Raw genomic sequence first — 23505 nt, forward strand, 5'->3', positions numbered from 1 at the left:
AAGACCTGCGAGGATCAGACGCGATAGCCGTACAGCGAACCGTCACCCGAGCGGGAATTGTCGAGCGCACGGTCGGCAATATCACCCGTGAAGGTGTGCGCACCTTCGCTGAAGGTATCGAACTTGTCCTTCTTCGAGATCTCGCCGCTGAAGCTATGCGAGCCTTCGGTGAAGCTGTCGAACTTGCCGTCGCGGCGCGAGCCTTCCGAGTACGGGTCGAAGCGGCCAGTGCGGGCTCCGTCCGTGTACGTATCGAACTTGCCTTGCTTGGCGCCGTCCGTATACACATCGTACTTGCCGGCCTTCAGCGCATCGGCATACACATCAAACTTGCCAACCTTGCTGGCAGCGGGGGCAGCCAACGCCACAGCGGACGCGGCGACCGCCGCGAACACGAGCGCGCCGCCAAGGATACGTCTGGCGATCATTTGGGACTCCTTCAACTGATTTCGTCGTTCTTTCTTGTATGGACCGGGATAAGACTCCGACCGCTCCGCAATCTATGTTGCGATGCGAGCACGGACTGAAGATTAGTCACAGTCCGCGCAAGCAGAAATACCGCTGCGACGAATGGTGCGTTGCGAGTCGTGAAACGACTGGCTTGCCGATGAATGGTGTCCATGGATCGCCGCGCACGCGCGGCGCAGGACGCGCCTGCGTGGCCCCGGCAGCACGCCTCAGGCGGCCGGGATGCGGCTCAGGATGCGGCTCAAAGCGTGTACTGGCCGCTGGCTTCCGGCTGGAACGCGATCCCGGCGACACTCACCTGCTGCTCGCGGCCGTCGGGCAGCCGGTAGCTGACGGTCTGCCCGGCGCGCGCGCCCAGCAGCGCCTGGCCCACCGGCGACAGCACCGACAGCCGGCCGGCATCAAAGTCGGCCGCGTCGGGGTACACCAGCGTCCAGTTGCGCGGGGCCTGCTCGCCGGGCAGGTTGCAGACCACGCGCGTGTTCATGGTGACGACGTCGGTCGGGATCTCTTCGGGCGCGACGATGGTGGCGCGCGCCAGCAGGCTGTCGAGCATGTCCTCAAGCTGTGCCGAGCCGGCGCGGCTGGCGATGCGCTCCAGGCGGGTCACGTCGAGCTCGGTCAGGTACAGGGTGGCGGTATTCGTTTTGGTGGCCGTCATGGCGGGTCCTCCGGCAGTCAGGTGGTTGGCGCGGCCCGGTCAGCATGGCAGGCGGCGGCGGTCAGGTCTGGCAGGTTTGGCGTTTGCGCAGCAGCGCGGACATCAACGATCCGGCGCGGGCCTTGCGGCAGTGGCCGGAAAAACTGAGAACGCTGGCTCGGGCCCGGTTCGGCCCGGGCCCCGCTATGGAGACGAATCAGGCTGGGAACCGGGCGGAATCAGGCGGTGCGCTGATCCGGCGGGGAGAGACCGCGCGCGTGGCGCGCTGGGGCAGGATGTTGGCCGTGGCGATCGCGGACGCGTGCGCGCGGCCGGTCCGCATCAGGCGGACAGGCGCATCGGGCATCATCGGCGTCAGGCGATCAGTCATGGTCATGCAGAAGGTTTGATAAGGGGCAGCGGATGGTGCTCTGAACAGGCGAGCCACGTAAGTCGTTGCTCACTACATCGCTCACTGGCTGCGCTGCCGCCGGGCCCGTGCACCGCAGTGGTGCGATCACGGGAGCAGTCATCGTAGCACAGCGACGCGCCTGCGCGCGTCACCCGTTGGCAGCAGGCCCGGCCTCGTGCGCGCCCGCATGGCATTCGCAGGCCGCGCCGGCGGCGGCCTGCTGCAGGTTCTGCAGGATGCCGCATTCACTGGCGGGCTGGTGGTGGTGGCAGGTCTCGCGCAGCGCGCGCAACTGCCCTTCCAGCGCCTCCAGCGCCACCCGCTGCGCATGGATCTGCGCGATCTGGCGGTCCAGCAGCGTATTGATGTCGTCGCAGTCCTGCGACGGATTGCGCTCGAACTCACGCAGCCGCCGCACATCCGACAGGCCCATGCCGAGCGAGCGGCAGTGGCGCACGAAATTCAGCTGGACCAGGTGGCCGTCGTCATAGCGGCGATAGCCGTTGGCCTCGCGCCGGGGCGCGTCGAGCAGCCCTTCGCGTTCGTAGTAGCGGATGGTCTCGACGTCGCAGCCGCTGGTACGGGAGAGTTCGCCAATGCGCATATCGTTTCCTCTCTGGCCAGGCAATCCCTGTAACCACTACAGGGTAGGCGATAGTGTAGCCCGGTCCAAGTTGAGCAGCCCCAGGCAACTGGTTGCGCATGGTGTGGTATCCCTCATGCTTGCGGCCTGCGCCATGGCGCATCCTGTAGAATTCCTTGAACACTTACTGACAAGCCGTCTTCGCGTGCGCTCCATCCGGCTTCTCCTGCTGATCCTGATGCTGGCCTGCCTGCCTCTCCCGGGCTGGGCGGACACGCTCGCGCACGCCGTGGCGTCCCCTGCCGATGCGGTGGGCGCGCCCGCCACCACCGCTGGCAGCGGCAACCTCGACGACGATGCCGCCACGGGTGGCCAGCCGCCACCCTCCTCCGAAACCGCCGAGCCACAACTGCAGCCCGGTGCCGATCTCGCCGAGCAGCTCCTGCCGGCGCCACCTTTGCACCTTGCGACCTGGTTCGGTCGCGCCGGGCCGCCGCGCTATGCCGGCGCCCCGCTGCCCGAACCCGACCTGCCACTGCTGCAGCGTCCGCCGCGCGCCTGAATCCCCGGGCGCGGCCCTGGCCGCGCTCGCCCGTTCTTGTGTGCCGTGCCCCGCGTGCGGCGCGCGCCTGCGGCTCGTCCGCGTCTTTCCGCCGTACTGCTCCACCACATACTCATGAAACGCGTATTGCTTTTCCTGGCGACCAACCTCGCCGTCATGCTTGTCCTCAGCGTCACCGCCAGCGTTCTGGGCGTGAACCGCTACCTGACCGCCAACGGCCTGAACCTGGGCACCCTGCTCGCGTTCGCCGCGTTGATGGGCTTCGGCGGCGCCTTTATCTCGCTGCTGATGTCCAAGACCATCGCCAAGTGGTCCACCGGCGCACAGGTCATCACCCACCCCAGCACCAGCACCGAGCTGTGGCTGGTGCAGACCGTCGAGAAGTTGGCCCAGCGCTCCGGCCTGCCCATGCCTGAAGTGGCCATCTACGACGGCGAACCCAACGCCTTCGCCACCGGTGCAACCAAGAACAGCTCGCTGGTGGCAGTGTCCACCGGCCTGCTGCAGTCGATGTCGCACGACGAAGTCGAAGCGGTGCTGGCGCACGAGGTGGCGCACGTGGCCAATGGCGACATGGTCACGCTGACGCTGATCCAGGGCGTGGTCAACACGTTCGTGATCTTCCTGGCGCGCGTGGTCGGCTACTTCGTCGACTCGATGCTGCGCAAGAGTGACGAGGAATCGAGTGGGCCGGGCATCGGCTACATGGTCACGGTGGTCGTCTGCGAACTCGTGTTCGGCATCCTGGCCAGCATCATCGTGGCCTGGTTCTCGCGCCACCGCGAATTCCGCGCCGACGCGGGCGCGGCCGGCCTGATGGGTTCGCCCACGCCGATGGTGTCGGCACTGCGCCGCCTGGGCGGCCTGGACCCGGACGGCCTGCCGCAGAACATGCAGGCGATGGGCATCGCCGGCGGCAAGTCGTGGCTGGCGCTGTTCTCGAGCCATCCGCCCATCGAGCAGCGCATTGCCGCGCTGCAATCCGCGCGCTGAAGCCGGGCGCAAGCGCGCCGGCCACCTGACAGGGAGGCTTCGATGCGATCGAGCCTGCTGGAACCGACAAGCCCTGCGTGGCGCGACACGCTGGCCCGATGTCGCCATGACTGCCACCACAAGCCTGGCTGGCATACCGCCGCCGAGCGCAGCGACCACGGCAGCGCCGCCGCGGTGCTGGTGCGCGACGGCGCCCACGAGCTGCTGGTTCCGCTGGTGCGCCGGCCCATTGCCTGCGGCAACTGGGACGCCACCTCGGCCTATGGCTACGGCGGCCCGGTGCTGAGCACCGATGCCCCGGCCGGCTTTGCCGACGAGGCCCTGGGCGCCGCCCTTGCGCTGCTGCGCGAGCACGGCTGCGTGTCGTGGTTTATCCGCCTGCACCCCCTGCTCAATGCCGACTGGGACAGCCGCCTCGGGCTGGTGGTCGAACAGGGCGAGACGGTGTCGGTCGACCTGACCAAGAGCGCCGAGCGGCTGTGGCACGAAACGAGGGCGGGCCACAGGCAGGAGATCAACCGCGCCCGGCGCGCGGGCGTGAGCGCACGCCTGGACCGTGACTTCGCCACGCTGCCGCGCTTTATCGCGCTGTACAACGCGACCATGGCGCGTCTGGACGCGTTGCCCTATTACTTCTTCGACGCGCAGTACTACCGCACCCTGGTGCACACGCTGGGCGAAGACCTGCTGCTGTTCGTCGCGGAGGAAGAAGGCTGCGTGATCGGCGCGGCGCTGTTCACCGTGGCGCATGGTGCGGGCATCATGCAATATCACCTGTCCGCCTGGGACTGGGCGTACCGCCACCGCCAGCCGACCAAGACCGTGATCCATGCCGCGCGCGAATGGGGCCGCACCAACGGCCTGCACTACCTGCACCTGGGCGGCGGGCTGGGATCGGCCAAAGACTCGCTGTACGAGTTCAAGCGCGGCTTTTCGCACGATACGCACGTGTACCGGACCCAGCGCCTGGTGGTGGACCCCGACCGGTACGTGGCGCTGTCTGGCGGCGACGAAGCCACGCTGGACGACCTGTGTGGCTTCTTTCCGGCTTACCGGCGCCCGGGCGCGCGCTTCGGGCCGCCGCAGGCGGATGCCGGCGACAACGCGCCGGCGCTCGCGGTATTCAAGACCGGTACCTGAAATCGGACTGCTGCGGCGCTAGTCGACCACCCGGCCCCGCAGCACCTTGACCTGGCTGCGCTGGCTCTTGGACTCCAGCCGGCGCCGGCGCGATGCCAGCGTGGGCCGCGTGGCACGGCGCACGCGCGGCGGCGTGGCCACGCTGCGCACCAGTTCATGCAGCCGCCGCACCGCCTCGTCGCGGTTCTGGTCGAGGCTGCGGAACTGCTGGGCCTTGATCACCACCACGCCGTCGCGCGTGATGCGATGATCGTGCAGCGCCAGCAGGCGCTCCTTGTGGTCGGGCAGCAATGAAGATGCCCGCACGTCGTAGCGCAGGTGCACGGCATTGGACACCTTGTTGATGTTCTGGCCGCCCGCTCCCTGCGCGCGGATCGCCGTGATCAGGTATTCGTGGTGGGGAATGACGAGGTCGTCGGTCATGGCTGCATCATAGCAAGCGGCCCGGCAGGACCGGACTAACGCCAGGCGTAGGCAATGCCCACGCCGTAGGTCAGCTGGTTGCGCGTGCCGCGCTGCGTGACGATGGGGCTGGCGGCGGCGTCGCCGGTCAGCCGCTGCGCATATACCATCGCGCCGCCGTACCAGTGCTTGTTGAACTGGTAGATCAGCGCCAGCCAGCCGGTGAGCTGCTCCAGCCCACCGCCGGGGCTGTAGGCGGGCAGGCCGCTGGCGGCGGCGTCCGCCCCCGTCACGCCGAAGTAGGTGCGGTTGAAGCTGCCGCTGACCCAGGTCGCGCCCAGGCCAACGCCCGCATAGACACGCGGATGCAGCGGCACCCACAGCGAACCCGTGGCAACGATATGCGTGCCGCCGTAAACGATGCCGGCGTTGGTCATCACGTTGATGCCGCCACGCAGCCGCCACGGGATGCGCCCCTGGTTCAGGTATTCATAGCCGATAAAGCCGCCGGCCTCGACCGTGGTGTCGATCTCGTGCAGTTGCGCGACCACGGGATCGTCCACGTTGTTGCGCCCCAGCCGCAGCGCCACCGCCGGCCCCCACTGGAAGCCGGTCAGCCCGCCGAAATTGAACTGCGCGTACGGCCCGTACCATTCCAGCAGCCGGCCGCCCGGCGTGACATAGCGCAGGCCCGGCACCACCCCGATCATGCGGTCCTTGCCGCCGGCGAATTCGGTGGTCGAGCCCACCCCAAGCCCCGCCATATTGGGCAGCGAGCCGGGCAGGTTCAGCGGCGCGGCATAACCCGTGGCAGCAGCGGCCGCCAGCGCCAGCCCTGCGAGCGCGGCGCGCCTGCTGCGCCGGTGCATTTTCGGAGTTGCCATGGCGTCGTCCCGACGGCGGGTGGTTGGATGCGATCGGGTGAATCTATCAGCACAGGCGCGCAGCACGACTACATCCGTGCTGAAAGTTTTCAGCGGGCGCATTAAGTGCCAGTCCCCGCCCGGGCTGCCCCGGCATAGCGGGCTTTGCCGTGGCGGCGCGCACTCAGGCCGCGAACGGCAGCATCCCGGCCATTGCCACAGGCATGGCCACGGCCATCACAGATCAGGAAGGAAATTGGCGCGCCCGGCTGGGATCGAACCAGCAACCCCTGCCTTCGGAGGGCAGTACTCTATCCATTGAGCTACGGGCGCACAGGACGGTTTTGCAACCGGTTTGTGGGTACAGCGGTTGTGGCGGGCGAGTGCCGCCGCAGGAAAGTCGCATAGGATACCGCTTTTGCCCCGTGCCGTCCATGCGGGCCCGCCAGGGGCTTCAGGGAACGTCTCGCAACCGCCGCTTTTTGGCACTGGCGGGGGGCCTTTGGCGCTATAATCGCCAGCTATTTGCGTCAAATCGTGCCTGCCACACCGCCGATGCAATGAGTCGACCGGGGTCAAGGCCGCGCGGCTTGTTGTCGGCGACAATCAGGCCCGGTCCGGGAGACAGTCCGCAGCGCGCAAATAGCGACAGACCCAAGTCAGGCAAGGGCCGCAGGCAGCACGGGCGGTCCGGATGGGGCCGGATAGCGGTCAGCGAATGACCAGACCGGGCCAGAATAAGCAAGCCGAGCGTAAGCGGCCAGAAGGTTTCCTGCAAAACTGAGAGTTCTGTATGAGCGACGTCCACAACGAACACGACGAACACGAGTCTCCCATCAAAACCCCGAAGCAGCTGATCGCAGTTGTGGTCGCGGCTTTCCTGGTGCCGATCATCGTGATCATTCTGCTGGTCAACTTTGTCGGACACGGCTCGACTGAAAGTGCCGGAGCTGTCACCACGGCGGAAGCCGTCAACGACCGCATCAAGCCGGTCGCCTCGCTCGAAATCAAGGATCCCAACGCGCCTCGCGTCTTCAAGACGGGCGAGCAGGTCTACAAGGAAATCTGCGCCGCGTGCCACGCCACCGGCGCAGCGGGTGCACCCAAGTACGGCACCGCCGGCGACTGGACCGCGCGCATCGGCCAGGGCTTTGACGGCCTGATGAAGTCGGTGATGAACGGCAAGGGCGCGATGGCCGCGCGCGCCGGCACCACGCCGGACGACTACGCCGACTTCGAACTGGCCCGTGCCGTGGTCTACATGGCCGACGCCGGCGGTGCCAAGTTCCCGGAACCGGCTGCCCCGGCGGCGGCCGCGCCGACGACCGCCGCGGCCCCTGACGCCGCCGCACCGGCCGCCGCTGCCGCGCCTGCACCGGCAGCTCCCGCTGCTGCGGCCCTGGCAGCTGCTGCCGCCGCACCCGCTGCTGCGCCGGCCGCCGCTTCGGCCGACGTGGGCAAGAAGGTCTACGAGCAGGTCTGCGCCGCCTGCCACGCCGCCGGCGTGGCAGGCGCGCCCAAGTTCGGCGACAAGGCCGCCTGGGCACCGCGCCTGAAGGAAGGCATGGGCGCGGTCCACAACTTTGCGCTCAAGGGCAAGGGCGTGATGCCGCCCAAGGGTGGCTACGCCGGCCCGGACGCGGACGTGATCGCCGCCTCGGACTACATGGCCAACGCCGCCAAGTAAGTCCGCCCGCTGCAAACGAAAAGCCCGCGCACATTGCGCGGGCTTTTTTTCGTCCGTACCGCCTGCGCGGCCGCTACACCACGCGCGAGTACCGCGCCCGCGGCACAAAGCGTACCGGTTGCGCGCCATCGTTGGCGGCAGCGGCCTGGGCACCAGTGTCCGCGGTCCGCACGGCATCCTCGCGCAGGTAGCGGTCGAACACCATCGCCACGCGCCGTACCAGCAGCCGGCCCAGCGGCGTCACGGTGATGCGTTCCGGCGCGCATTGCACCAGCCCGTCCGCGCCCAGTGCGGCGAGGTCGGCCAGCTCCGGCGCAAAGGCCGTGCTGAAGCGGATGCCGTGACGCGCTTCCAGCGCCGGGATATCGAGCACCCCATTGCACATCAGGTCGCCGATGATCTCGCGCCGCAGGTGGTCGTCGGCGTTCATCGCCACGCCGCGCGCCAGCGGCAGGCGGCCGTGGTCGAGCGCGCCGTAGTACTCGTCCAGCGTGCGCGCGTTCTGCACGTAGCGCCCCGCGATCGCGCCGATCGCGGAAATGCCGAGCCCGACCTGGTCGTAGCCGGCGTGCGTGGAGTAACCCTGGAAGTTGCGCTGCAGCCGCCCTTCGCGCTGGGCCACGGCGAGGTCGTCGTCGGGCAGCGCGAAATGGTCCATGCCGATATAGACGTAGCCCTCGGCGGTCAGCCGCTCGATGGTGGAGACCAGGATGTCGAGCTTCTCGCCGGCGGGCGGCAAGGCGGTTTCGTCGATGCGGCGTTGCGGCTTGAACACATGCGGCAGGTGCGCGTAGCTATAGACCGAGAGCCGGTCGGGACGCAGCGCCAGCACCTGCTCGATGGTGCGGCCAAAGCGCGCCGCGGTCTGGTGCGGCAGGCCGTAGATCAGGTCCAGGCTGACCGAGCGGAAACCCAGCGTGCGCGCGGCATCCACCACCGTGCGGGTCTCTTCGAAGGGCTGGATGCGATGGATGGCCTGCTGGACCTCGGGATCGAAATCCTGCACGCCCAGGCTGACGCGGTTGAAACCCAGCTCGGCCAGCAGCGCCATGCGGGCGTGGTCGACGCGGCGCGGATCGATCTCGATCGAATGCTCGCCCTCGGCCGCCAGCTCGAAATGCTCATGCAGCAGCGCCATCACGCGGCGCATCTCGTCGGGGTCGAGGAAGGTCGGCGTGCCCCCGCCCCAGTGCGACTGCAGCACCTGGCGGCGCGGCCCGAGCCGGTCTGCCACCAGCGCCATCTCGCGGCCCAGGTAGTTGACGTAGCGGGCGCTGCGGCCATGGTCGCGCGTGATGATCTTGTTGCAGCCGCAGTAGTAGCAGATGTTCTCGCAGAACGGGATATGCAGGTACAGCGACAGCGGCGCCGGCGCGTCGGCCCGGCAGGCGGCCAGTGCGTCGTGGTACAGCGACAGGTCGGGGCCGTTGCGGAAGCGGTCGGCCGTCGGGTACGAGGTATAGCGCGGGCCGTTGCCGTCGATGCGGCCGGCCAGCGCGCGGAAGTCGGACAGCGCGCGGCGGTCGGGCGCAGGGGAAGTCATGGCAGACGGGGTCATTGGGGGCGCGGGGGAATGGGTGTGTGACGGCCCATCGTAGGACTGCACCGCCGCTGGCGCGTTGACCGCCGTCAAGCGCGGGCATCGGACCTGCCAGATACGCGCGGCGCCGAGGGGCGGCGGCCGTCACATTGGTGTCATGTGTGGCGGATACGCTGCGCGCCACCGCCGGCCCGCGCGTCACCTGCCCCTGCCCCTGCAATGCCAACTCCCGACCAGACTCCGATGTTTCCGCCGTACCCACCGCTGCGCAGCCACCTGGCAGCACCGGCCGGGCAACGGCGCCGCCTGCTTGCCGCCGCCGGCGCGGCACTGGCCCTGCCCGCCTGGCCAGCGCTGTCGCAGGCCCAGGCGCAGGCGCGCCGCACGGTCGTGGTCGGCCACCTGCTCGACCGCGGCGGCGCGCAAGCCGACCTTGCGCGCGACTACCTGGCCGGGGCCAAGGTCATGTTCGATGCCGTCAACGCCGGCAACGGCCCGGTGCGCATCGCGCACGTGGTCCGCGACGCCGATCCCGACCCGCGCCGCGCGCTGGCGCAGGCGGTGTCGCTGGCCGATACCGACCGCGCCGAGCTGCTGTTCGGCCCGGGCGACCGGCTGTTGCCGGCGCTGGCCGCATCGGCCGAGCTGGGCCGGCGCGGCGTGCAGATCGTGGCGCCGCTGTCGGGCCTTGGGCTGGCGGCCGACAATGTCTGGTTCACCCGCGCCGACTACCAGGCCGAACTGGACGCGGCGGTACGCCAGTTGCGCAGCTATGGCCTGACCAGCATCGCGCTGGCCCTGGCGCCGGACTTCGCTGCCCCGTCACTGGCCCGGCTGGAGGCGCAGACCGGGACGCGCGCGGTGCCGCTCGAGGCCAATCCCGACGCCGCCGCCCGGCGCATCGCCGCCACCCGCCCGGGCGCGGTGATCGTGGCGGGCGATACCCTTGCCTACGCCGGGCTGGGCCGCGCGCTGGCGGTGCAGGGCTGGTACGGTTTCCTGGTCGGGCTGTCGTCGGTCAGCGCCACCGCCGCGCGCGAGATCCTGGGCGCTGGCTACAACGGGGGCATGGTGCTGACCCAGATCGCGCCCGGGCCGCAGCAGGCCACGCTGCGGGTGGTGAAGGAACACGTGGCGCGCATGAAGCAATACCTGGATGAGCCGCCGTCGCCGGCCACGCTAGCCGGCTATATCGGCGCGGCGTGGCTGGCGCGCGCACTGGCCGGCCTGCGCGGCAGCGGCGCGGCCGAAATGCGGCGGGCGCTGCAGGGGCGCGTGGACGTGGGCGATTTCCCGCTCGACTTCACGCACGGGCAGCGCGGCTCGCAGTACGTCACGCTGGCGGTGTCAGCCGCGCGGTAAGGACAGGCGCGCGCGCACGCCGCCTTCGGGGCGGTTGCTCAGGGTCAGCTCGCCGCCATGGCGCGCGGCAATGTCGGCCGCGATCGACAACCCCATGCCGACCCCGCCGGTGGCGCGGCTGCGCGAGGATTCGACGCGGTAGAACGGCTCGAGCACGCGCGGCAGCTCGTCGGGCGGGATGCCGGGGCCGTTGTCGCAGATGTCGATCAGCACGCGCTGCGGGCTGTCGGTCAGCACGATGCTGGCCGCGCCGGCGTAGCGCCGCGCATTTTCCACCAGGTTCACCACCGCGCGCCGCAGTTCGGACGGGCACGCCAGCAGCGGCTGCGCCTGGCCGCTGAGCGCGACCTCGTGGCCGGTCTCGGCGGCATCGTCGACCACCGCCTGCAGCAGCGCCAGCACATCCACACGCTGGCGCGGGCCACCGGCTTCGTCGCGGTCGCGCAGGTAGTACAGCGTGGCATCGATCAGGCCGTTCATCTCGGCCAGGTCCTGGCGCAGCCGGTAGCGCACGTCACGGACATCCGCGCTGTCCATGCGCTCGATGCGCAGGCTCATGCGCGTGAGCGGCGTGCGCAGGTCGTGCGACACCGCCGCCAGGAAACGCGATTGCTGCGCCAGCTGCGTGCGGATGCGCTGCTGCATATGGTTCAGCGCCTGCGCCGCGGCACGCGCTTCGGCCGGGCCGGCGCGCTCGTCCAGCGGCGCGGCGTGCACGTCCTGCGCCAGCCGGCCGGCACCGCTGGCCAGCTCCTGCACCGGGCGCGCCAGCAGGCGCGCGCCGGCCCACGAAGCGGCCACGATCGCCGCTACCTGGAACAGCAGGCCCAGGTGCGGCGGCCAGGGCCAGCGCGGCGGCGGCCGGGGCGGCATGCGTTCGGCGGGCACCCCGGCGGGCGCGCCTTCCGTCCGCGGCCCGGGCGGCCACGCCTCGGGCGGAGGCGGCGGCCCGCCGGGGCGGTCACGCAGCACGTGCTCGCTGCCCGGCCGCGGGAACAGGCTTTCGATCACGGTCATGCCAAGCAGGTGCATGGCCAGCATGATCGCAGCCATCACCACGAACAGCCGCACGAACATCGAATCATGGCGCGCCAGCCGGCCCATCGCGTTCATCCTTGCTGCGTGGCGGTAAAGACATAGCCCTCGCCGCGCACGGTGCGGATCAGCGTGGGGTCGCGCGGATCGTCGCGCAGCTTCTGGCGCAGCCGCGACACCAGCAGGTCGATGCTGCGGTCGAACACATCGAGGCCGCGGCCGCGCGCCTGGTTGATCAGCAGTTCGCGGTCGAGCACGCGGTTGGGCTGTTCGACAAAGGCCAGCAGCAGGCGGAATTCGGCATTGGACAGCGGCACCACCACCTCGTCGCGGTCGACCAGCTGGCGCAGCGTGGTGTTCAGGCGCCAGTCGCCGAAGCGCACCTCATGCCCGGAAGGCGCCGCGCCCTGGCGCGCGTCGGCGCCGTGGCCACGGATACGGCGCAGCACGGTGTGGATGCGCGCCACCAGTTCGCGCATCTCGAAGGGCTTGGTAACGTAGTCGTCGGCGCCAACTTCCAGCCCGACCACGCGGTCGGCCAACTCAGCGCGCGCGGTCAGCATGATGACCGCGACTTCGGTGCGCGCGCGCAGTTCGCGGCACAGCGCCAGGCCGTTTTCGCCGGGCAGCGACAGGTCAAGGATCACCAGGTCGTAGCGCGTGGCGGCCATCGCCTGCCGCATCTCGGCACCGCCCTCGACGCCATCGGCCTGCATGCCGAAGGTGGACAGGTAGTCGGCCAGCATGGCGCGGATCTGGGGATCGTCGTCGACGATCAGCAGGCGGATCGGGAGTGTGGGGGTGAATTCCATAAGCGAAGGGATCGGCATATGCCGGCAGCAGGGGCCGGTGCCGGGGGGCATGCGGTGCCCAACTTTACCAGCCCGCGATGCCCCCACTGTGCCGGCTTTGTATCAGCCCTGATACGCAGTCTTGCCGGCCAGCCGTCCTTTGTACGGGATTGCAATACGGGCCTGACCAAGTGCTCAAGCATTGGCATGCAGCCTTCCCTAGCATGGACCGGCATTGACCCGAGCCAACCGCGGGCATCGTGCGGCACGTTGCCACGACGGTGTCCGCCATCACAGGAGAACGCCATGCCATTTCCCCTTTCCCGCCTGCGCACCGCCGCTTCCCTGCTGGCGCTGTGCACCGTGTGCCTGCTGGCCACGCCGGCCAGCGCGCTGCAATCCGGCCCGCCGCCGACAGGGGCGATGCCGCCACCGCCCGCCGCGCCGGCATTCGCTGAGTCCCTGGGACTCAGTGCCGCGCAGGCCAGGCTCTGGCAGGCCGCACGCAGCGCCACGCGCGAAGCCGAGGCCCATGCACTGGAACTGCACGCGCGCCTGCTGCGCGAGACCGCCGACGAAACCCCCGACGCGCCGCTGCGGCCGCGCGCGCAGGCCATGGACCGACTGCACGATGCGCTGGAGCAGGACCGCCGCGCGGTGCGCGAACGCTGGCTGGCGCTCGACGACAGCCTCGACGCGGCCCAGCGCCGGCGCCTGCGCGCCGCGCCCGAAGCCGCGCGCTGGCTGGGCCTGCCGCCCGCGGGCGCGATGATGCCGCCGCCGGGCGGACCGCAGCGGTAGGTTCGCAGCCGCCGCAAAAAAACGCCCCCGTACGCTTCACGTGCCGGGGGCCGAATAACAGGGAAGTTCCGAACGAGAAGTCCGGCGCAGCAGGCAGACCGGGCGGGCCTGCCGCGGCGCCACCGGCGCAAACGGCGCGAGCAGCACAGCCGCCATACTAGGTACGCCTGCACCCGGCGTCTTGTCAGCCTGGTAGGCCTTTGTATCGGGACTGTAGCGCCCGTTCAGCCCGGGGCCGTCTTGCCGCCGGTTCCCAGCAGCGCCTTGAGCGCGCCGAGCCGGTCCTTGGGGCTCATCGCCGGGGTTTCATCCACCGGCGCAGGCGCTTCCTCCAGCTTCATCTCGCCGATAAAGCGCGAAGGCTGGCACGAGTAGGTCTCGCGCGCGCGCTTGCGCTTCTTGCACCAGCTGACATGCAGGCTGCGCTGGGCGCGGGTGATGCCGACATACATCAGCCGCCGCTCTTCCTCGATCTTCTCGTCGCTCATGTCCTCGTCTTCGCGGCAGTGCGGCAGGATGCCCTCTTCCACGCCGACCAGGAACACGTGCGGATACTCCAGCCCCTTGGACGCATGCAGCGTGGACAGCCGCACCGCGTCGGGATCTTCCTCGCGGCCTTCCAGCATGCTCATCAGCGCCACGGTCTGGGTCAGTTCGAGCAGGTTCTTGCCTTCGCTGCCGAAGCCGTCGGCATTGTCGAAACCGGTGGCTTCCTCGCCTTCCGCGCCTTCGGGCTTGGTGCCCTTGCGCTTGAGCCAGTCCAGAAATTCCAGCGTATTGGTCCAGCGCGACTGCGCCTGCCGTTCGTCAAAGGCGTCGTACAGGTAGGCCTCGTAGTGGATGCCTTCCATCAGGTCGTCCAGCACCACGGTGGCGGGATCCTTGGCCGCACGGTCGGCCAGCCGCACCATCGATTCGCAGAACACGCGCAGCGGCTCCAGCTGGCGCGGCTGCAGCTTGCCTTCGATGCCGCCCATCATCGCGGCCTCGAACAGCGACACCTTGGCCTGTCCCGCGAAGGTGCCCAGCACTTCCAGCGTGGTAGTGCCCACACCGCGGCGCGGCGTGGTGATGGCGCGGATAAAGGCGGGATCGTCGTCGGGGTTGGCAATCAGGCGCAGGTAGGCGCAGATGTCCTTGATCTCGGCCTTGTCGAAGAAGCTCTGGCCGCCCGACAGCACATAGGGAATCCGTTCGCGCCGCAGGATCTGCTCAAACAGCCGCGCCTGGTGGTTGCCGCGATACAGGATGGCGTAGTCGCGAAACTGCGCGCGGCGCTCGAACTTGTGCGCGGACAGGCGGAACACCACCGACTCGGCCTCGTGCTCCTCGTCGTTCATCGGGTGGATGGCGATGGGGTCACCCATGCCGTGCTCGCTCCACAGCTTCTTGTCGAACAGCTTGGGATTGTTGGCGATGACCGCGTTGGCCGCTTCCAGGATGCGCACGGTGGAGCGGTAGTTCTGCTCCAGCTTGATCACCTTCAGGTCCGGGAAATCGGTCTGCAGCCCGCGCAGGTTGTCCAGCGTGGCGCCGCGCCAGCCATAGATGGCCTGGTCGTCGTCGCCCACCGCGGTAAAGGCCGGCGCACGCAGGTGCGAGCCGCCCGCCAGCAGCTTGAGCAGCTGGTACTGGCAGGCGTTGGTGTCCTGGTATTCGTCGACCAGGAAGTAGCGCAGGCGGTTCTGCCACTTGAGTTGCACCGCTTCATTGCGCGCGAACAGCTCGGCCGGCAGGCGGATCAGGTCGTCGAAATCCACCGCCTGGTAGGCGTGCAGCGTCGCCACGTAGTTGCGGTAGACCAGCGCGGCCTGGTGCTCGTCGGCATTGGCGGCCTGCGCGATCGCTGCCTCCGGATCGACCATGCCGTTCTTCCACAGCGAGATCGTGCCCTGCACGCCGCGGATCAGCTTCTTGTCGGTGGTGCCCAGCTGCTCCTGGATCAGGCCGAAGCAGTCGTCCGAATCCATGATCGAGAACTGCGGCTTCAGGCCCACGTGCTCGGCCTCCATGCGCAGGATCTGCACCCCGAGCGAGTGGAAGGTACAGACCGTCAGCTGCTTGAGCGGGATGCGCTTGCCCTCGCGCGTGGTCTTGCCCTCCATCAGCTTGCCGATGCGCTCCTGCATCTCCTTGGCGGCCTTGTTGGTAAAGGTGACGGCGGCGATATGGCGCGGCTCGAAACCCTTGTCCTCGATCAGATGCGCGATCTTCTGCGTGATCACCCGGGTCTTGCCGGAGCCCGCCCCGGCCAGCACCAGGCAAGGGCCGTCCAGGTAGCGGACGGCTTCGGATTGGGCGGAGTTCAGGCCATGGGTCATGCGTGGGATGCGGTTGGAGGCAGGGAAATCAGCAGGAACAGCGGAAGGCCAGGCGGGACACGCCAGCACCCCAAAAACGGGCACGGCGGCAAAGCTGACGATGTTAACACGCTGGCCGCGGCAGGTCAGTCGGCGAAAACCGCGTTGACAGGGCCGGTTGTGTCACCGGCGTAACACTTCGTAAAGGCCGGAGCCAATCGCGCAACGCAACGCTCTAACTGGTATGTCCCCCGGCCTGCGCGGCGGGGGTGACATGCTTGAATCATCACATCGGAGCCAATAATGAAAACCCTGCAGACTTTGACCAAGGTGACCCTGATCGGCGCGACCGTTGCGGCCTTTGCCGGTTGCGCGGACATGACCCCGAAGCAGCGTAATACCGCCATTGGCGCGGGCGCGGGCGCCGTGGGCGGCGCCATCCTCACCGACGGCAGTGCGCTGGGTACGCTGGGTGGCGCGGCCGTGGGCGGCGTGATCGGTAACGTTGTCACCGACGACAAGAAGAAGTAAGCCGGACCGCCGCAGCGACAGGTACGGCAGGCTCCCCTGGCCGGTTTGACAAAGGCCGGGGCCTCCCGTACATTGCGCGCATCCGACCGGGAGAGCGCGCATCGCCTGCGCCGCCGAAGGGGTATCACCCGAAAACTCTCAGGCACCACGGACCGATCGGATCGGCATGCAATATGCACACGATGCATGCCGCACTCTGGAGAGCGGCACCCGCCATTCGTGGCGAGCGTGCCCACCGAAGGGGCGCACGAGGACGGGGTCCGGCAGGATCCGCCTTGTAATCTCTCAGGTATCGAGGACAGAGGGGTCATCCGCCGCAGCGGATTGCTACGCCACATTCAGGCGCGGCGAGCGTTGCGGCGGATGGCCCTTTTTTGTTTTCGCCAACCGAGATTGCCCCCGAGGATTCCATGACGCTCCAGGCCACGCCCCTCAACGCCATCCACCGCGCCCTCGGCGCCCGCATGGTTGATTTCGGCGGTTGGGACATGCCGGTCAACTACGGCTCCCAGATCGAAGAACACAATGCCGTGCGCACCGACGCCGGCATGTTCGACGTGTCGCACATGTGCGTGGTCGACCTCACCGGCGCCAATACCCGCAGCTTCCTGCGCGGCCTGCTGGCCAACAATGTCGACAAGCTGCAGACCCCGGGCAAGGCGCTCTACTCCTGCATGCTGGACGAGAAAGGCGGCGTGATCGACGACCTGATCGTCTACTTCTTTGCCGAAGACCGCTTCCGCCTGGTCGTCAACGCCAGCACCGCGCTGGGCGACATCGAATGGATCCGCGCGCGCAATGCCGCTACCGGCAGCGATGTGACCATCACGCCGCGCCGTGAGGATGTTGCGCCTGCAGGCGTGCAGCCTCTGGCGATCGTCGCCGTGCAGGGGCCCAACGCCCGTACCAAGGTGTGGAGCACCTTCCCCTCGACCCAGCCTTCGGACGCGCTCAAGCCCTTCAACGCCGCCGTGGTCCAGGACCCGGCCATCGGCGAGATCATGGTGGCGCGCACCGGCTACACCGGCGAAGACGGCTTCGAACTGGTGGTGCCGGCCGAAAACGTAGCCGCCGTCTGGGAAAAGCTGAACGCCGCCGGCGTGCGCCCGGCGGGCCTGGGCGCGCGCGACACGCTGCGCCTGGAAGCCGGCATGAACCTGTATGGCCAGGACATGGATATCAACACCTCGCCGCTGGATGCGGGCCTGGCCTGGACGGTGGACCTGCAGAGCGAGCGCGACTTCACCGGCAAGGCGGCACTGGCCGCGGCCGGTTCGCGCCAGCAATTCCTCGGCCTGATCCTGCGTGACAAAGGCGGCGTCCTGCGCGCCCACCAGAAAGTGATCACCCCGGCCGGTGACGGTGAAATCACCAGCGGCACCTTCAGCCCGTCGCTGTCTCAGTCCATCGCCTTTGCCCGCCTGCCGAAGGATGTCGCCGTGGGCGATACCGTGCAGGTGGAGATCCGCGACCGCAAACTCAACGCGACTGTGGTTAAACTGCCGTTTGTGCGTAATGGCAAGGCACTCGTGAGCTGAGGCTCATACCAACGGTCGCCCTCGCCTGCCGGCAGCTTCGCCGGGCAGGCATCACCCAACAAGAAACAGATCTGAATCCGGAGAACCTCCATGAATTTCCCCGCTGACCTCAAGTACACCGAGTCGCATGAGTGGGTACGCGTCGAAGCCGACGGCACGCTCACCATCGGCATCACCGACCACGCGCAGGACGCGCTGGGCGACATCGTCTTCCTGGAACTGCCCGAAGTGGGCAAGTCGGTTGGTGCCGGCGACGCGCTGGCAGTGGTGGAATCGGTGAAGGCCGCTTCCGACATCTACGCCCCGGTGGCCGGCGAAGTGATCGCCGTCAACGAGGCCGCCACGGCCGCCCCGGAGAGCGTCAACGCCGACGCCTTCGACGCGTGGCTGTTCAAGCTCAAGCCGGCCAACGGCGACGACGTCAACGGCCTGATGTCGGCCGACGCCTACAAGGCCAGCGTCGGCGCCTGACGCCGGCGGCGCCGGTCCCTGCCGCCTACGGGCGGACTGGCGGACCGGCCCCTGCAGACAGACGCGCGCCGTCCCGGCTGACCACCGGCCGGCGCGCACCCCACGAGGTTCTTGCCAATGAACGCCCCGCTTCCCATGAACGCCGCCCAAGTGAACCGGCCCACGCTGGCCGAACTGGAGGCGCGCGACGCCTTCGCCGCCCGCCATATCGGCCCCGATACCCCCGAGCAGCAGCACATGCTGAAGGTGCTTGGCTATGACAGCCGCGCCGCGCTGATCGACGCCGTCATCCCCGACGCCATCCGCCGCCGCGACGGCATGCCGATGGGCGAGTTCACCGAGCCGCTCAGCGAGGAAGCCGCGCTGGCAAGGCTGCGCGGCCTGGCAGGCAGGAACAAGGTGCTGAAGAGCTTTATCGGCCAGGGCTACTACAACACCGTCACGCCCGGCGTCATCCTGCGCAATATCTTCGAGAACCCGGCCTGGTACACCGCCTACACGCCTTACCAGCCGGAAATCTCGCAGGGCCGCCTGGAAGCGATGCTGAACTTCCAGCAGATGGTCACCGACCTGACCGGGCTGGATATCGCCAATGCGTCGATGCTGGATGAAGGCACTGCTGCAGCCGAAGCCATGACGCTGCTGCAGCGCGTGAACAAGCACGATTCGAACACCTTCTATGTGGCCGACGACGTGCTGCCGCAGACGCTGGAAGTGGTACGCACGCGCGCGCTGCCGATGGGCATCGAAGTCAAGGTCGGCCCCGCCGCCGATGCCGCCGCGGCCAACGCCTTCGGCGTGCTGCTGCAGTACCCGGGCGTGAATGGCGACGTCAACGACTACCGCGCCATCGCCGATGCCGTGCACGCCGCCGGCGGCCTGGTGGTGGCTGCCGCCGACCTGCTGGCGCTGACCCTGATTGCCGCACCCGGCGAATGGGGTGCCGACGTGGCCGTGGGCAACTCGCAGCGCTTCGGCGTGCCGCTGGGCTTCGGCGGCCCGCACGCCGGCTATATGGCGGTGAAGGACGCATTCAAGCGCTCGATGCCGGGCCGCCTGGTCGGCGTGACCATCGATGCGCAGGGCAACAAGGCCTATCGCCTGGCCCTGCAGACGCGTGAGCAGCATATCCGCCGCGAGAAGGCCACCTCGAACATCTGTACCGCGCAGGTGCTGCTGGCCGTGATGGCCTCGATGTATGCCGTCTACCATGGCCCGCAGGGCCTGAAGCGCATCGCGCAGCGCGTGCACCGCCTGGCCGCGACGCTGGCCGCCGGCCTGCAGGCACTGGGCTTCGCGCGCACCAACGCCAGCTTCTTCGACACGCTGACGCTGGAAACCGGCTTCAACACCGATGCGATCCATGCCGCAGCCACCGCGCGCGGCATCAACCTGCGCCATATCAGCGCCACGCGCGTCGGCATCTCGCTGGACGAGACCGCCACCCGCGCCGACGTGGTCGCGCTGTGGGAAGTCTTCACGCAAGGCAAGCCGCTGCCCGCCGAACTGGACTTCGACAAGCTCGAGGCCGTCGCGCAGGACGCCTTCCCGGCGGCGCTGGCACGCGCCAGCGAATACCTGACCCACCCGGTCTTCAACACGCACCACGCCGAGCACGAAATGCTGCGCTACCTGCGCATGCTGGCCGACAAGGACCTGGCGCTGGACCGCACCATGATCCCGCTGGGCTCGTGCACGATGAAGCTGAACGCCACCAGCGAGATGATCCCGGTGACGTGGCCCGAGTTCAGCCAGATCCACCCGTTCGCGCCGCTGGACCAGACCGTGGGCTACCGCGAGATGATTGACCAGCTCGAGGCCATGCTGTGCGCCGCCACCGGCTACGCCGCGGTCAGCCTGCAGCCCAACGCCGGCTCGCAGGGCGAGTACGCCGGCCTGCTGATCATCCACGCCTACCATGCCAGCCGTGGCGAAAGCCATCGCGACATCTGCCTGATCCCGTCGTCGGCGCACGGCACCAACCCGGCGTCGGCGCAGATGGCCGGCATGAAGGTGGTGGTGGTGGCCTGCGACGAGAACGGCAACGTTGACCTGCAAGACCTGGCGAAGAAGGCCGAGCAGCACAGCAGGAACCTGGCGGCGATCATGATCACCTACCCGTCCACGCACGGCGTGTTCGAGCAGGGCGTGCAGCAGATCTGCGAGATCGTGCACCAGCATGGCGGCCAGGTCTACGTGGACGGCGCCAACATGAACGCGATGGTCGGCACCGCCGCGCCGGGCCAGTTCGGCGGCGACGTGTCGCACCTGAACCTGCACAAGACTTTCTGCATCCCGCACGGCGGCGGCGGCCCGGGCGTGGGCCCGGTCGCGGTCGGTGCGCACCTGGCGGACTTCCTGCCCAACCAGGACAGCGTGGGCTACCGCCGCGACGACCGCGGCATCGGCGGCGTGTCGGCGGCACCGTTCGGCTCGGCCAGCATCCTACCGATCTCATGGATGTATATCGCGATGATGGGCTCGGCCGGCCTCACCGCCGCCACCGAGAATGCGATCCTGGCGGCCAACTACGTGGCCAAGCGCCTGGCGCCGTACTACCCGGTGCTGTACACGGGCCAGCACGACCTGGTCGCGCACGAGTGCATCCTGGACCTGCGCCCGCTGCAGAAGGACACCGGCATCAGCAATGAAGACGTGGCCAAGCGCCTGATGGACTACGGCTTCCACGCCCCGACCATGAGCTTCCCGGTGCCGGGCACGCTGATGATCGAGCCGACCGAGAGCGAGGCGCTGCACGAGCTGGACCGCTTTATCGATGCGATGATCGCGATCCGCCAGGAAATCGGCCGCGTCGCCGACGGCACCTTCGACCGCGACGACAACCCGCTCAAGCACGCGCCGCACACCGCCGCGGTCGTGACCGCCGACGAGTGGACCCACAAGTACACGCGCGAGGAAGCCGCTTACCCGGTGGCATCGCTGCGCACGCAGAAGTACTGGCCGCCGGTCGGCCGTGCCGATAACGTGTACGGTGACCGCAACCTGTTCTGCGCCTGCGTGCCGGTCAGCGATTACGTGGTGGACTGAGGCGTAGCGCCGCCGCAGCCGCGGCGGCCCGCCAACGAACTATGCTCGAGATGACGGGCATCGCGATGTCGTGGTGCCCGTCGCAGCCACGCCAACCCACCAAAAAGAGCCTCTTCAGGGCCATCCCATTGCTGGAGACATTCCGTGGCAGTCAGCGTCTTTGATCTGTTCAAGGTGGGCATCGGCCCGTCGAGCTCGCATACCGTGGGCCCGATGCGCGCGGCCCTGATGTTTGCGCAGGGGCTTGAGCGCGACGGCCTGCTGCCGCAGGTAGCCAGCGTGCGCGTGGAGTTGTACGGCTCGCTGGGCGCCACCGGCAAGGGCCACGGCACCGACAAGGGCGTGATCCTCGGCCTGATGGGCGAGGCCCCCGACACCATCGATCCCGATTCGATCGACACGCGCCTGGCCGCGCTGCGCGCGAGCCGCGAGCTGTCCTTGCTGGGCCAGCATATCGTGCGCTTCGTCGAGAAGGAGCACATCGCCTTCTACCGGCGCGAGGCCATGGCCGAGCACCCCAACGGCATGAAGTTCCATGCCTTCGACGCCAGCGGCGCATCGCTGCGCGAGGCGCGCTACCTGTCTGTCGGCGGCGGCTTCGTCGTGACCGCGGGCGCACCCAACACGCAGGTGCTCAATGCCGCGCAGCAGCTGCCACACCCGTTCCGCAGCGGCAAGGACATGCTGGAGATGGCCACCGCCAGCGGCAAGAGCATCGCGCGGCTGATGATGGAGAACGAGCTGACCTGGCGCAGCGAGGTGGAAGTCACCAGCGGCCTGCTGCATATCTGGGATGTGATGCAGGCGTGCGTCGCGCGCGGCTGCCGCACCGACGGCGAGCTGCCGGGGCCGTTCAGGGTCAAGCGCCGTGCGCCCGAACTGTTCCGCAGCCTGACCGAGCGCGCCGAGCGCACCCTGTCCGACCCGCTCTCGGTGATGGACTGGGTCAACCTGTACGCCATTGCCGTCAACGAAGAGAACGCCGCCGGCGGGCGCGTGGTCACCGCGCCGACCAATGGCGCGGCGGGCATTATCCCGGCGGTGCTGCACTACTACGACCGCTTCGTGCCCGGCGCCAACCAGCAGGGCGTGGTCGACTTCCTGCTGACCGCGGGCGCGATCGGCCTGCTGTACAAGCTCAATGCGTCGATCTCCGGCGCCGAAGTCGGCTGCCAGGGCGAGGTCGGCGTGGCCTGCTCGATGGCGGCCGGCGCGCTCGCCGCGGTGACGGGCGGAAGCCCCGCGCAGGTGGAGAACGCGGCCGAGATCGGCATGGAGCACAACCTCGGGCTGACCTGCGACCCGGTTGGCGGGCTGGTGCAGATCCCGTGTATCGAGCGCAACGCAATGGCCTCGGTCAAGGCGGTCAACGCGGCGCGCATGGCCTTGCGCGGCGACGGCACGCACTACGTGTCGCTCGATTCGGTGATCAAGACCATGCGCGAGACCGGCGCCGACATGAAGACCAAGTACAAGGAGACCGCGCGCGGCGGGCTGGCGGTGAATATCGTGGAATGCTAGGGGCAGCGCGGCGTATCATGGCGGCGTTCCCCGAACGAAAAACAAGAGGGCAGCCATGCAGACCTTCCACCAGCTGTTCGACGAGACCTCGTCCACCTTCACCTACCTGCTGATCGACGCCGCCACCGGGGACGCGCTGCTGATCGATCCGGTCGACCACCAGCTGGAACGCGACCTGGCGCTGCTGAATTCCACCGGCGCGCGGCTGGCCTGGGTCATCGAAACCCATGCCCATGCCGACCACATCACCTCGGCCGGCCACCTTGCGCTGCAGACCGGCGCGCACACTGCGGCGCCGTCCGGCTGCGATATCAAGCCCGCCCAGAAGCAGCTGATCGACGGCGATACTGTCGCCTTCGGCAAGCAGGTGCTGCGCGCCATCCATACACCCGGGCATACTGCCGGCAGCATGAGCTACCTGTGGGAAGAGCCCACGCCCGACGGCATGGTACGCCGCGTCTTCACCGGCGATGCCCTGCTGATCGACGGCTGCGGCCGCACCGACTTCCAGTCGGGCGACGCCGGCACGCTCTACGACAGCCTGACCAGGAAGCTGTTTGCGCTGCCCGACGACACGCAGGTCTATCCGGCCCACGACTACAAGGGCCGTACCTCGTCCACCATCGGCCAGGAGCGCGCCCACAACAGCCGCGTCGCCGGCCGCACGCGCGAAGAGTTCATCGAGATGATGCGCAACCTGAACCTGCCGCGCCCGAAGCTGATCGATGTCGCCGTGCCGGCCAACCAGCGCCTGGGCCTGCGCGACGGTGAAAGCGTGCCGCACGGCGCCTGAGGTTTTCCTAACGTTAGGAGTCTT

Annotated in this window: 22 protein-coding genes, 1 tRNA gene and 2 riboswitches; of the genes, 12 read left to right on the top strand and 11 right to left on the bottom strand. The window is 68.6% G+C overall.

The window, feature by feature from the left end; genetic code table 11:
- Positions 1–14 precede the first annotated feature (14 nt).
- The 4 genes from ACW4E8_RS24275 to ACW4E8_RS24290 form a co-directional block, all read right to left on the bottom strand.
- Positions 15–428 (bottom strand): hypothetical protein, encoded by a 414-nt coding sequence (locus tag ACW4E8_RS24275; protein WP_035816072.1) that lies wholly within the window; start codon positions 426–428, stop codon positions 15–17.
- A 281-nt stretch (positions 429–709) separates the two neighbouring features.
- A complete protein-coding gene (rnk, locus tag ACW4E8_RS24280) occupies positions 710–1129 on the bottom strand; it encodes a nucleoside diphosphate kinase regulator (RefSeq protein ID WP_456806844.1) in 420 nt (139 codons plus the stop codon).
- A gap of 196 nt (positions 1130–1325) precedes the next feature.
- A complete protein-coding gene (locus tag ACW4E8_RS24285; RefSeq protein ID WP_456806845.1) occupies positions 1326–1505 on the bottom strand; it encodes a hypothetical protein in 180 nt (59 codons plus the stop codon).
- A gap of 163 nt (positions 1506–1668) precedes the next feature.
- Entirely contained in the window at positions 1669–2124 is a 456-nt protein-coding gene (locus ACW4E8_RS24290; protein ID WP_010812157.1) for a Cd(II)/Pb(II)-responsive transcriptional regulator, read from the bottom strand.
- A gap of 133 nt (positions 2125–2257) precedes the next feature.
- On the opposite strand from ACW4E8_RS24290, the gene ACW4E8_RS24295 reads away from it, so the two are divergent.
- The 3 genes from ACW4E8_RS24295 to ACW4E8_RS24305 all read left to right on the top strand — a co-directional run bounded on the left by ACW4E8_RS24295 (position 2258) and on the right by ACW4E8_RS24305 (position 4798).
- Positions 2258–2665, top strand: a complete 408-nt coding sequence (locus tag ACW4E8_RS24295; RefSeq protein ID WP_456806846.1) for a hypothetical protein — start codon at positions 2258–2260, stop codon at positions 2663–2665.
- A 114-nt stretch (positions 2666–2779) separates the two neighbouring features.
- On the top strand, positions 2780–3658 hold the full coding sequence (htpX, locus tag ACW4E8_RS24300; protein ID WP_456806847.1) for a protease HtpX: 879 nt from the start codon (positions 2780–2782) through the stop codon (positions 3656–3658).
- 42 nt (positions 3659–3700) lie between these two features.
- A complete protein-coding gene (locus ACW4E8_RS24305) occupies positions 3701–4798 on the top strand; it encodes a GNAT family N-acetyltransferase (RefSeq protein WP_456806848.1) in 1098 nt (365 codons plus the stop codon).
- An 18-nt stretch (positions 4799–4816) separates the two neighbouring features.
- Here the strand turns inward: ACW4E8_RS24305 and arfB are convergent, their stop codons facing one another.
- The 3 genes from arfB to ACW4E8_RS24320 all read right to left on the bottom strand — a co-directional run bounded on the left by arfB (position 4817) and on the right by ACW4E8_RS24320 (position 6396).
- Positions 4817–5221 (bottom strand): alternative ribosome rescue aminoacyl-tRNA hydrolase ArfB, encoded by a 405-nt coding sequence (arfB, locus tag ACW4E8_RS24310; RefSeq protein ID WP_414218619.1) that lies wholly within the window; start codon positions 5219–5221, stop codon positions 4817–4819.
- A 35-nt stretch (positions 5222–5256) separates the two neighbouring features.
- Positions 5257–6084, bottom strand: coding sequence for a MipA/OmpV family protein (locus ACW4E8_RS24315; RefSeq protein WP_456806849.1), 828 nt, complete (start codon positions 6082–6084; stop codon positions 5257–5259).
- A gap of 236 nt (positions 6085–6320) precedes the next feature.
- Positions 6321–6396: transfer RNA gene (locus tag ACW4E8_RS24320), tRNA-Arg, on the bottom strand.
- A gap of 460 nt (positions 6397–6856) precedes the next feature.
- Between ACW4E8_RS24320 and ACW4E8_RS24325 the strand changes: the two genes are divergently transcribed.
- Positions 6857–7750 (top strand): c-type cytochrome, encoded by an 894-nt coding sequence (locus tag ACW4E8_RS24325; RefSeq protein WP_456806850.1) that lies wholly within the window; start codon positions 6857–6859, stop codon positions 7748–7750.
- Positions 7751–7823: 73 nt separating this feature from the next.
- Here the strand turns inward: ACW4E8_RS24325 and hemN are convergent, their stop codons facing one another.
- Positions 7824–9308 (bottom strand): oxygen-independent coproporphyrinogen III oxidase, encoded by a 1485-nt coding sequence (gene hemN, locus ACW4E8_RS24330; protein WP_456806851.1) that lies wholly within the window; start codon positions 9306–9308, stop codon positions 7824–7826.
- 201 nt (positions 9309–9509) lie between these two features.
- Between hemN and ACW4E8_RS24335 the strand changes: the two genes are divergently transcribed.
- On the top strand, positions 9510–10652 hold the full coding sequence (locus tag ACW4E8_RS24335) for an ABC transporter substrate-binding protein (protein WP_456806852.1): 1143 nt from the start codon (positions 9510–9512) through the stop codon (positions 10650–10652).
- On the opposite strand, the gene ACW4E8_RS24340 is transcribed toward ACW4E8_RS24335, so the two are convergent.
- Together ACW4E8_RS24340 and ACW4E8_RS24345 are read right to left on the bottom strand one after the other, a co-directional pair.
- Complete coding sequence (locus ACW4E8_RS24340) at positions 10638–11765, bottom strand: sensor histidine kinase (RefSeq protein ID WP_456806853.1); 1128 nt, start codon at positions 11763–11765, stop codon at positions 10638–10640. The two genes, ACW4E8_RS24335 and ACW4E8_RS24340, sit on opposite strands and share 15 nt — an antisense overlap.
- Entirely contained in the window at positions 11762–12499 is a 738-nt protein-coding gene (locus tag ACW4E8_RS24345) for a response regulator (protein ID WP_456806854.1), read from the bottom strand. Before ACW4E8_RS24345 ends, ACW4E8_RS24340 begins: the two co-directional genes overlap by 4 nt.
- Before the next feature lie 285 nt (positions 12500–12784).
- Here ACW4E8_RS24345 and ACW4E8_RS24350 point away from each other — a divergent pair, with 285 nt between their 5' ends.
- Complete coding sequence (locus tag ACW4E8_RS24350) at positions 12785–13279, top strand: hypothetical protein (protein WP_456806855.1); 495 nt, start codon at positions 12785–12787, stop codon at positions 13277–13279.
- A 224-nt stretch (positions 13280–13503) separates the two neighbouring features.
- On the opposite strand, the gene ACW4E8_RS24355 is transcribed toward ACW4E8_RS24350, so the two are convergent.
- The gene (locus tag ACW4E8_RS24355; protein ID WP_456806856.1) at positions 13504–15600 is read right to left on the bottom strand and encodes a UvrD-helicase domain-containing protein; all 2097 of its coding nucleotides are present in this window, start codon (positions 15598–15600) and stop codon (positions 13504–13506) included.
- Between the two features lie 282 nt (positions 15601–15882).
- Between ACW4E8_RS24355 and ACW4E8_RS24360 the strand changes: the two genes are divergently transcribed.
- The 6 genes from ACW4E8_RS24360 to ACW4E8_RS24385 all read left to right on the top strand — a co-directional run bounded on the left by ACW4E8_RS24360 (position 15883) and on the right by ACW4E8_RS24385 (position 23481).
- Positions 15883–16110 carry a glycine zipper 2TM domain-containing protein gene (locus ACW4E8_RS24360; protein ID WP_035821473.1) on the top strand — a complete coding sequence of 76 codons (228 nt, stop codon included), beginning with the start codon at positions 15883–15885 and terminating at the stop codon, positions 16108–16110.
- Positions 16111–16187: 77 nt separating this feature from the next.
- A riboswitch (glycine riboswitch) is annotated at positions 16188–16275 on the top strand.
- Between the two features lie 21 nt (positions 16276–16296).
- Positions 16297–16422, top strand: a riboswitch (glycine riboswitch).
- A 98-nt stretch (positions 16423–16520) separates the two neighbouring features.
- The gene (gcvT, locus tag ACW4E8_RS24365; RefSeq protein ID WP_456806857.1) at positions 16521–17648 is read left to right on the top strand and encodes a glycine cleavage system aminomethyltransferase GcvT; all 1128 of its coding nucleotides are present in this window, start codon (positions 16521–16523) and stop codon (positions 17646–17648) included.
- Positions 17649–17738: 90 nt separating this feature from the next.
- Positions 17739–18119 carry a glycine cleavage system protein GcvH gene (gene gcvH / locus ACW4E8_RS24370; RefSeq protein WP_010812169.1) on the top strand — a complete coding sequence of 127 codons (381 nt, stop codon included), beginning with the start codon at positions 17739–17741 and terminating at the stop codon, positions 18117–18119.
- 117 nt (positions 18120–18236) lie between these two features.
- The gene (gene gcvP, locus ACW4E8_RS24375) at positions 18237–21167 is read left to right on the top strand and encodes an aminomethyl-transferring glycine dehydrogenase (protein ID WP_456806858.1); all 2931 of its coding nucleotides are present in this window, start codon (positions 18237–18239) and stop codon (positions 21165–21167) included.
- Between the two features lie 144 nt (positions 21168–21311).
- Positions 21312–22688: an L-serine ammonia-lyase gene (locus tag ACW4E8_RS24380; RefSeq protein ID WP_456806859.1), complete on the top strand. Its 1377-nt coding sequence runs from the start codon at positions 21312–21314 to the stop codon at positions 22686–22688.
- A gap of 55 nt (positions 22689–22743) precedes the next feature.
- Positions 22744–23481: an MBL fold metallo-hydrolase gene (locus ACW4E8_RS24385; protein WP_456806860.1), complete on the top strand. Its 738-nt coding sequence runs from the start codon at positions 22744–22746 to the stop codon at positions 23479–23481.
- The last annotated feature ends 24 nt before the right edge of the window (positions 23482–23505 follow it).

The sequence above is a fragment of the Cupriavidus sp. CP313 genome, from assembly GCF_054072015.1.

What these genes read in the sequence shown, in the direction of transcription:
- ACW4E8_RS24275 (WP_035816072.1), bottom strand. Translation starts at nt 428, where the DNA reads ATGATCGCCAGACGTATCCTTGGCGGCGCGCTCGTGTTCGCGGCGGTC.
- rnk (WP_456806844.1), bottom strand. Translation starts at nt 1,129, where the DNA reads ATGACGGCCACCAAAACGAATACCGCCACCCTGTACCTGACCGAGCTC.
- ACW4E8_RS24285 (WP_456806845.1), bottom strand. Translation starts at nt 1,505, where the DNA reads ATGACCATGACTGATCGCCTGACGCCGATGATGCCCGATGCGCCTGTC.
- ACW4E8_RS24290 (WP_010812157.1), bottom strand. Translation starts at nt 2,124, where the DNA reads ATGCGCATTGGCGAACTCTCCCGTACCAGCGGCTGCGACGTCGAGACC.
- ACW4E8_RS24295 (WP_456806846.1), top strand. Translation starts at nt 2,258, where the DNA reads ATGGCGCATCCTGTAGAATTCCTTGAACACTTACTGACAAGCCGTCTT.
- htpX (WP_456806847.1), top strand. Translation starts at nt 2,780, where the DNA reads ATGAAACGCGTATTGCTTTTCCTGGCGACCAACCTCGCCGTCATGCTT.
- ACW4E8_RS24305 (WP_456806848.1), top strand. Translation starts at nt 3,701, where the DNA reads ATGCGATCGAGCCTGCTGGAACCGACAAGCCCTGCGTGGCGCGACACG.
- arfB (WP_414218619.1), bottom strand. Translation starts at nt 5,221, where the DNA reads ATGACCGACGACCTCGTCATTCCCCACCACGAATACCTGATCACGGCG.
- ACW4E8_RS24315 (WP_456806849.1), bottom strand. Translation starts at nt 6,084, where the DNA reads ATGGCAACTCCGAAAATGCACCGGCGCAGCAGGCGCGCCGCGCTCGCA.
- ACW4E8_RS24325 (WP_456806850.1), top strand. Translation starts at nt 6,857, where the DNA reads ATGAGCGACGTCCACAACGAACACGACGAACACGAGTCTCCCATCAAA.
- hemN (WP_456806851.1), bottom strand. Translation starts at nt 9,308, where the DNA reads ATGACCCCGTCTGCCATGACTTCCCCTGCGCCCGACCGCCGCGCGCTG.
- ACW4E8_RS24335 (WP_456806852.1), top strand. Translation starts at nt 9,510, where the DNA reads ATGCCAACTCCCGACCAGACTCCGATGTTTCCGCCGTACCCACCGCTG.
- ACW4E8_RS24340 (WP_456806853.1), bottom strand. Translation starts at nt 11,765, where the DNA reads ATGAACGCGATGGGCCGGCTGGCGCGCCATGATTCGATGTTCGTGCGG.
- ACW4E8_RS24345 (WP_456806854.1), bottom strand. Translation starts at nt 12,499, where the DNA reads ATGGAATTCACCCCCACACTCCCGATCCGCCTGCTGATCGTCGACGAC.
- ACW4E8_RS24350 (WP_456806855.1), top strand. Translation starts at nt 12,785, where the DNA reads ATGCCATTTCCCCTTTCCCGCCTGCGCACCGCCGCTTCCCTGCTGGCG.
- ACW4E8_RS24355 (WP_456806856.1), bottom strand. Translation starts at nt 15,600, where the DNA reads ATGACCCATGGCCTGAACTCCGCCCAATCCGAAGCCGTCCGCTACCTG.
- ACW4E8_RS24360 (WP_035821473.1), top strand. Translation starts at nt 15,883, where the DNA reads ATGAAAACCCTGCAGACTTTGACCAAGGTGACCCTGATCGGCGCGACC.
- gcvT (WP_456806857.1), top strand. Translation starts at nt 16,521, where the DNA reads ATGACGCTCCAGGCCACGCCCCTCAACGCCATCCACCGCGCCCTCGGC.
- gcvH (WP_010812169.1), top strand. Translation starts at nt 17,739, where the DNA reads ATGAATTTCCCCGCTGACCTCAAGTACACCGAGTCGCATGAGTGGGTA.
- gcvP (WP_456806858.1), top strand. Translation starts at nt 18,237, where the DNA reads ATGAACGCCCCGCTTCCCATGAACGCCGCCCAAGTGAACCGGCCCACG.
- ACW4E8_RS24385 (WP_456806860.1), top strand. Translation starts at nt 22,744, where the DNA reads ATGCAGACCTTCCACCAGCTGTTCGACGAGACCTCGTCCACCTTCACC.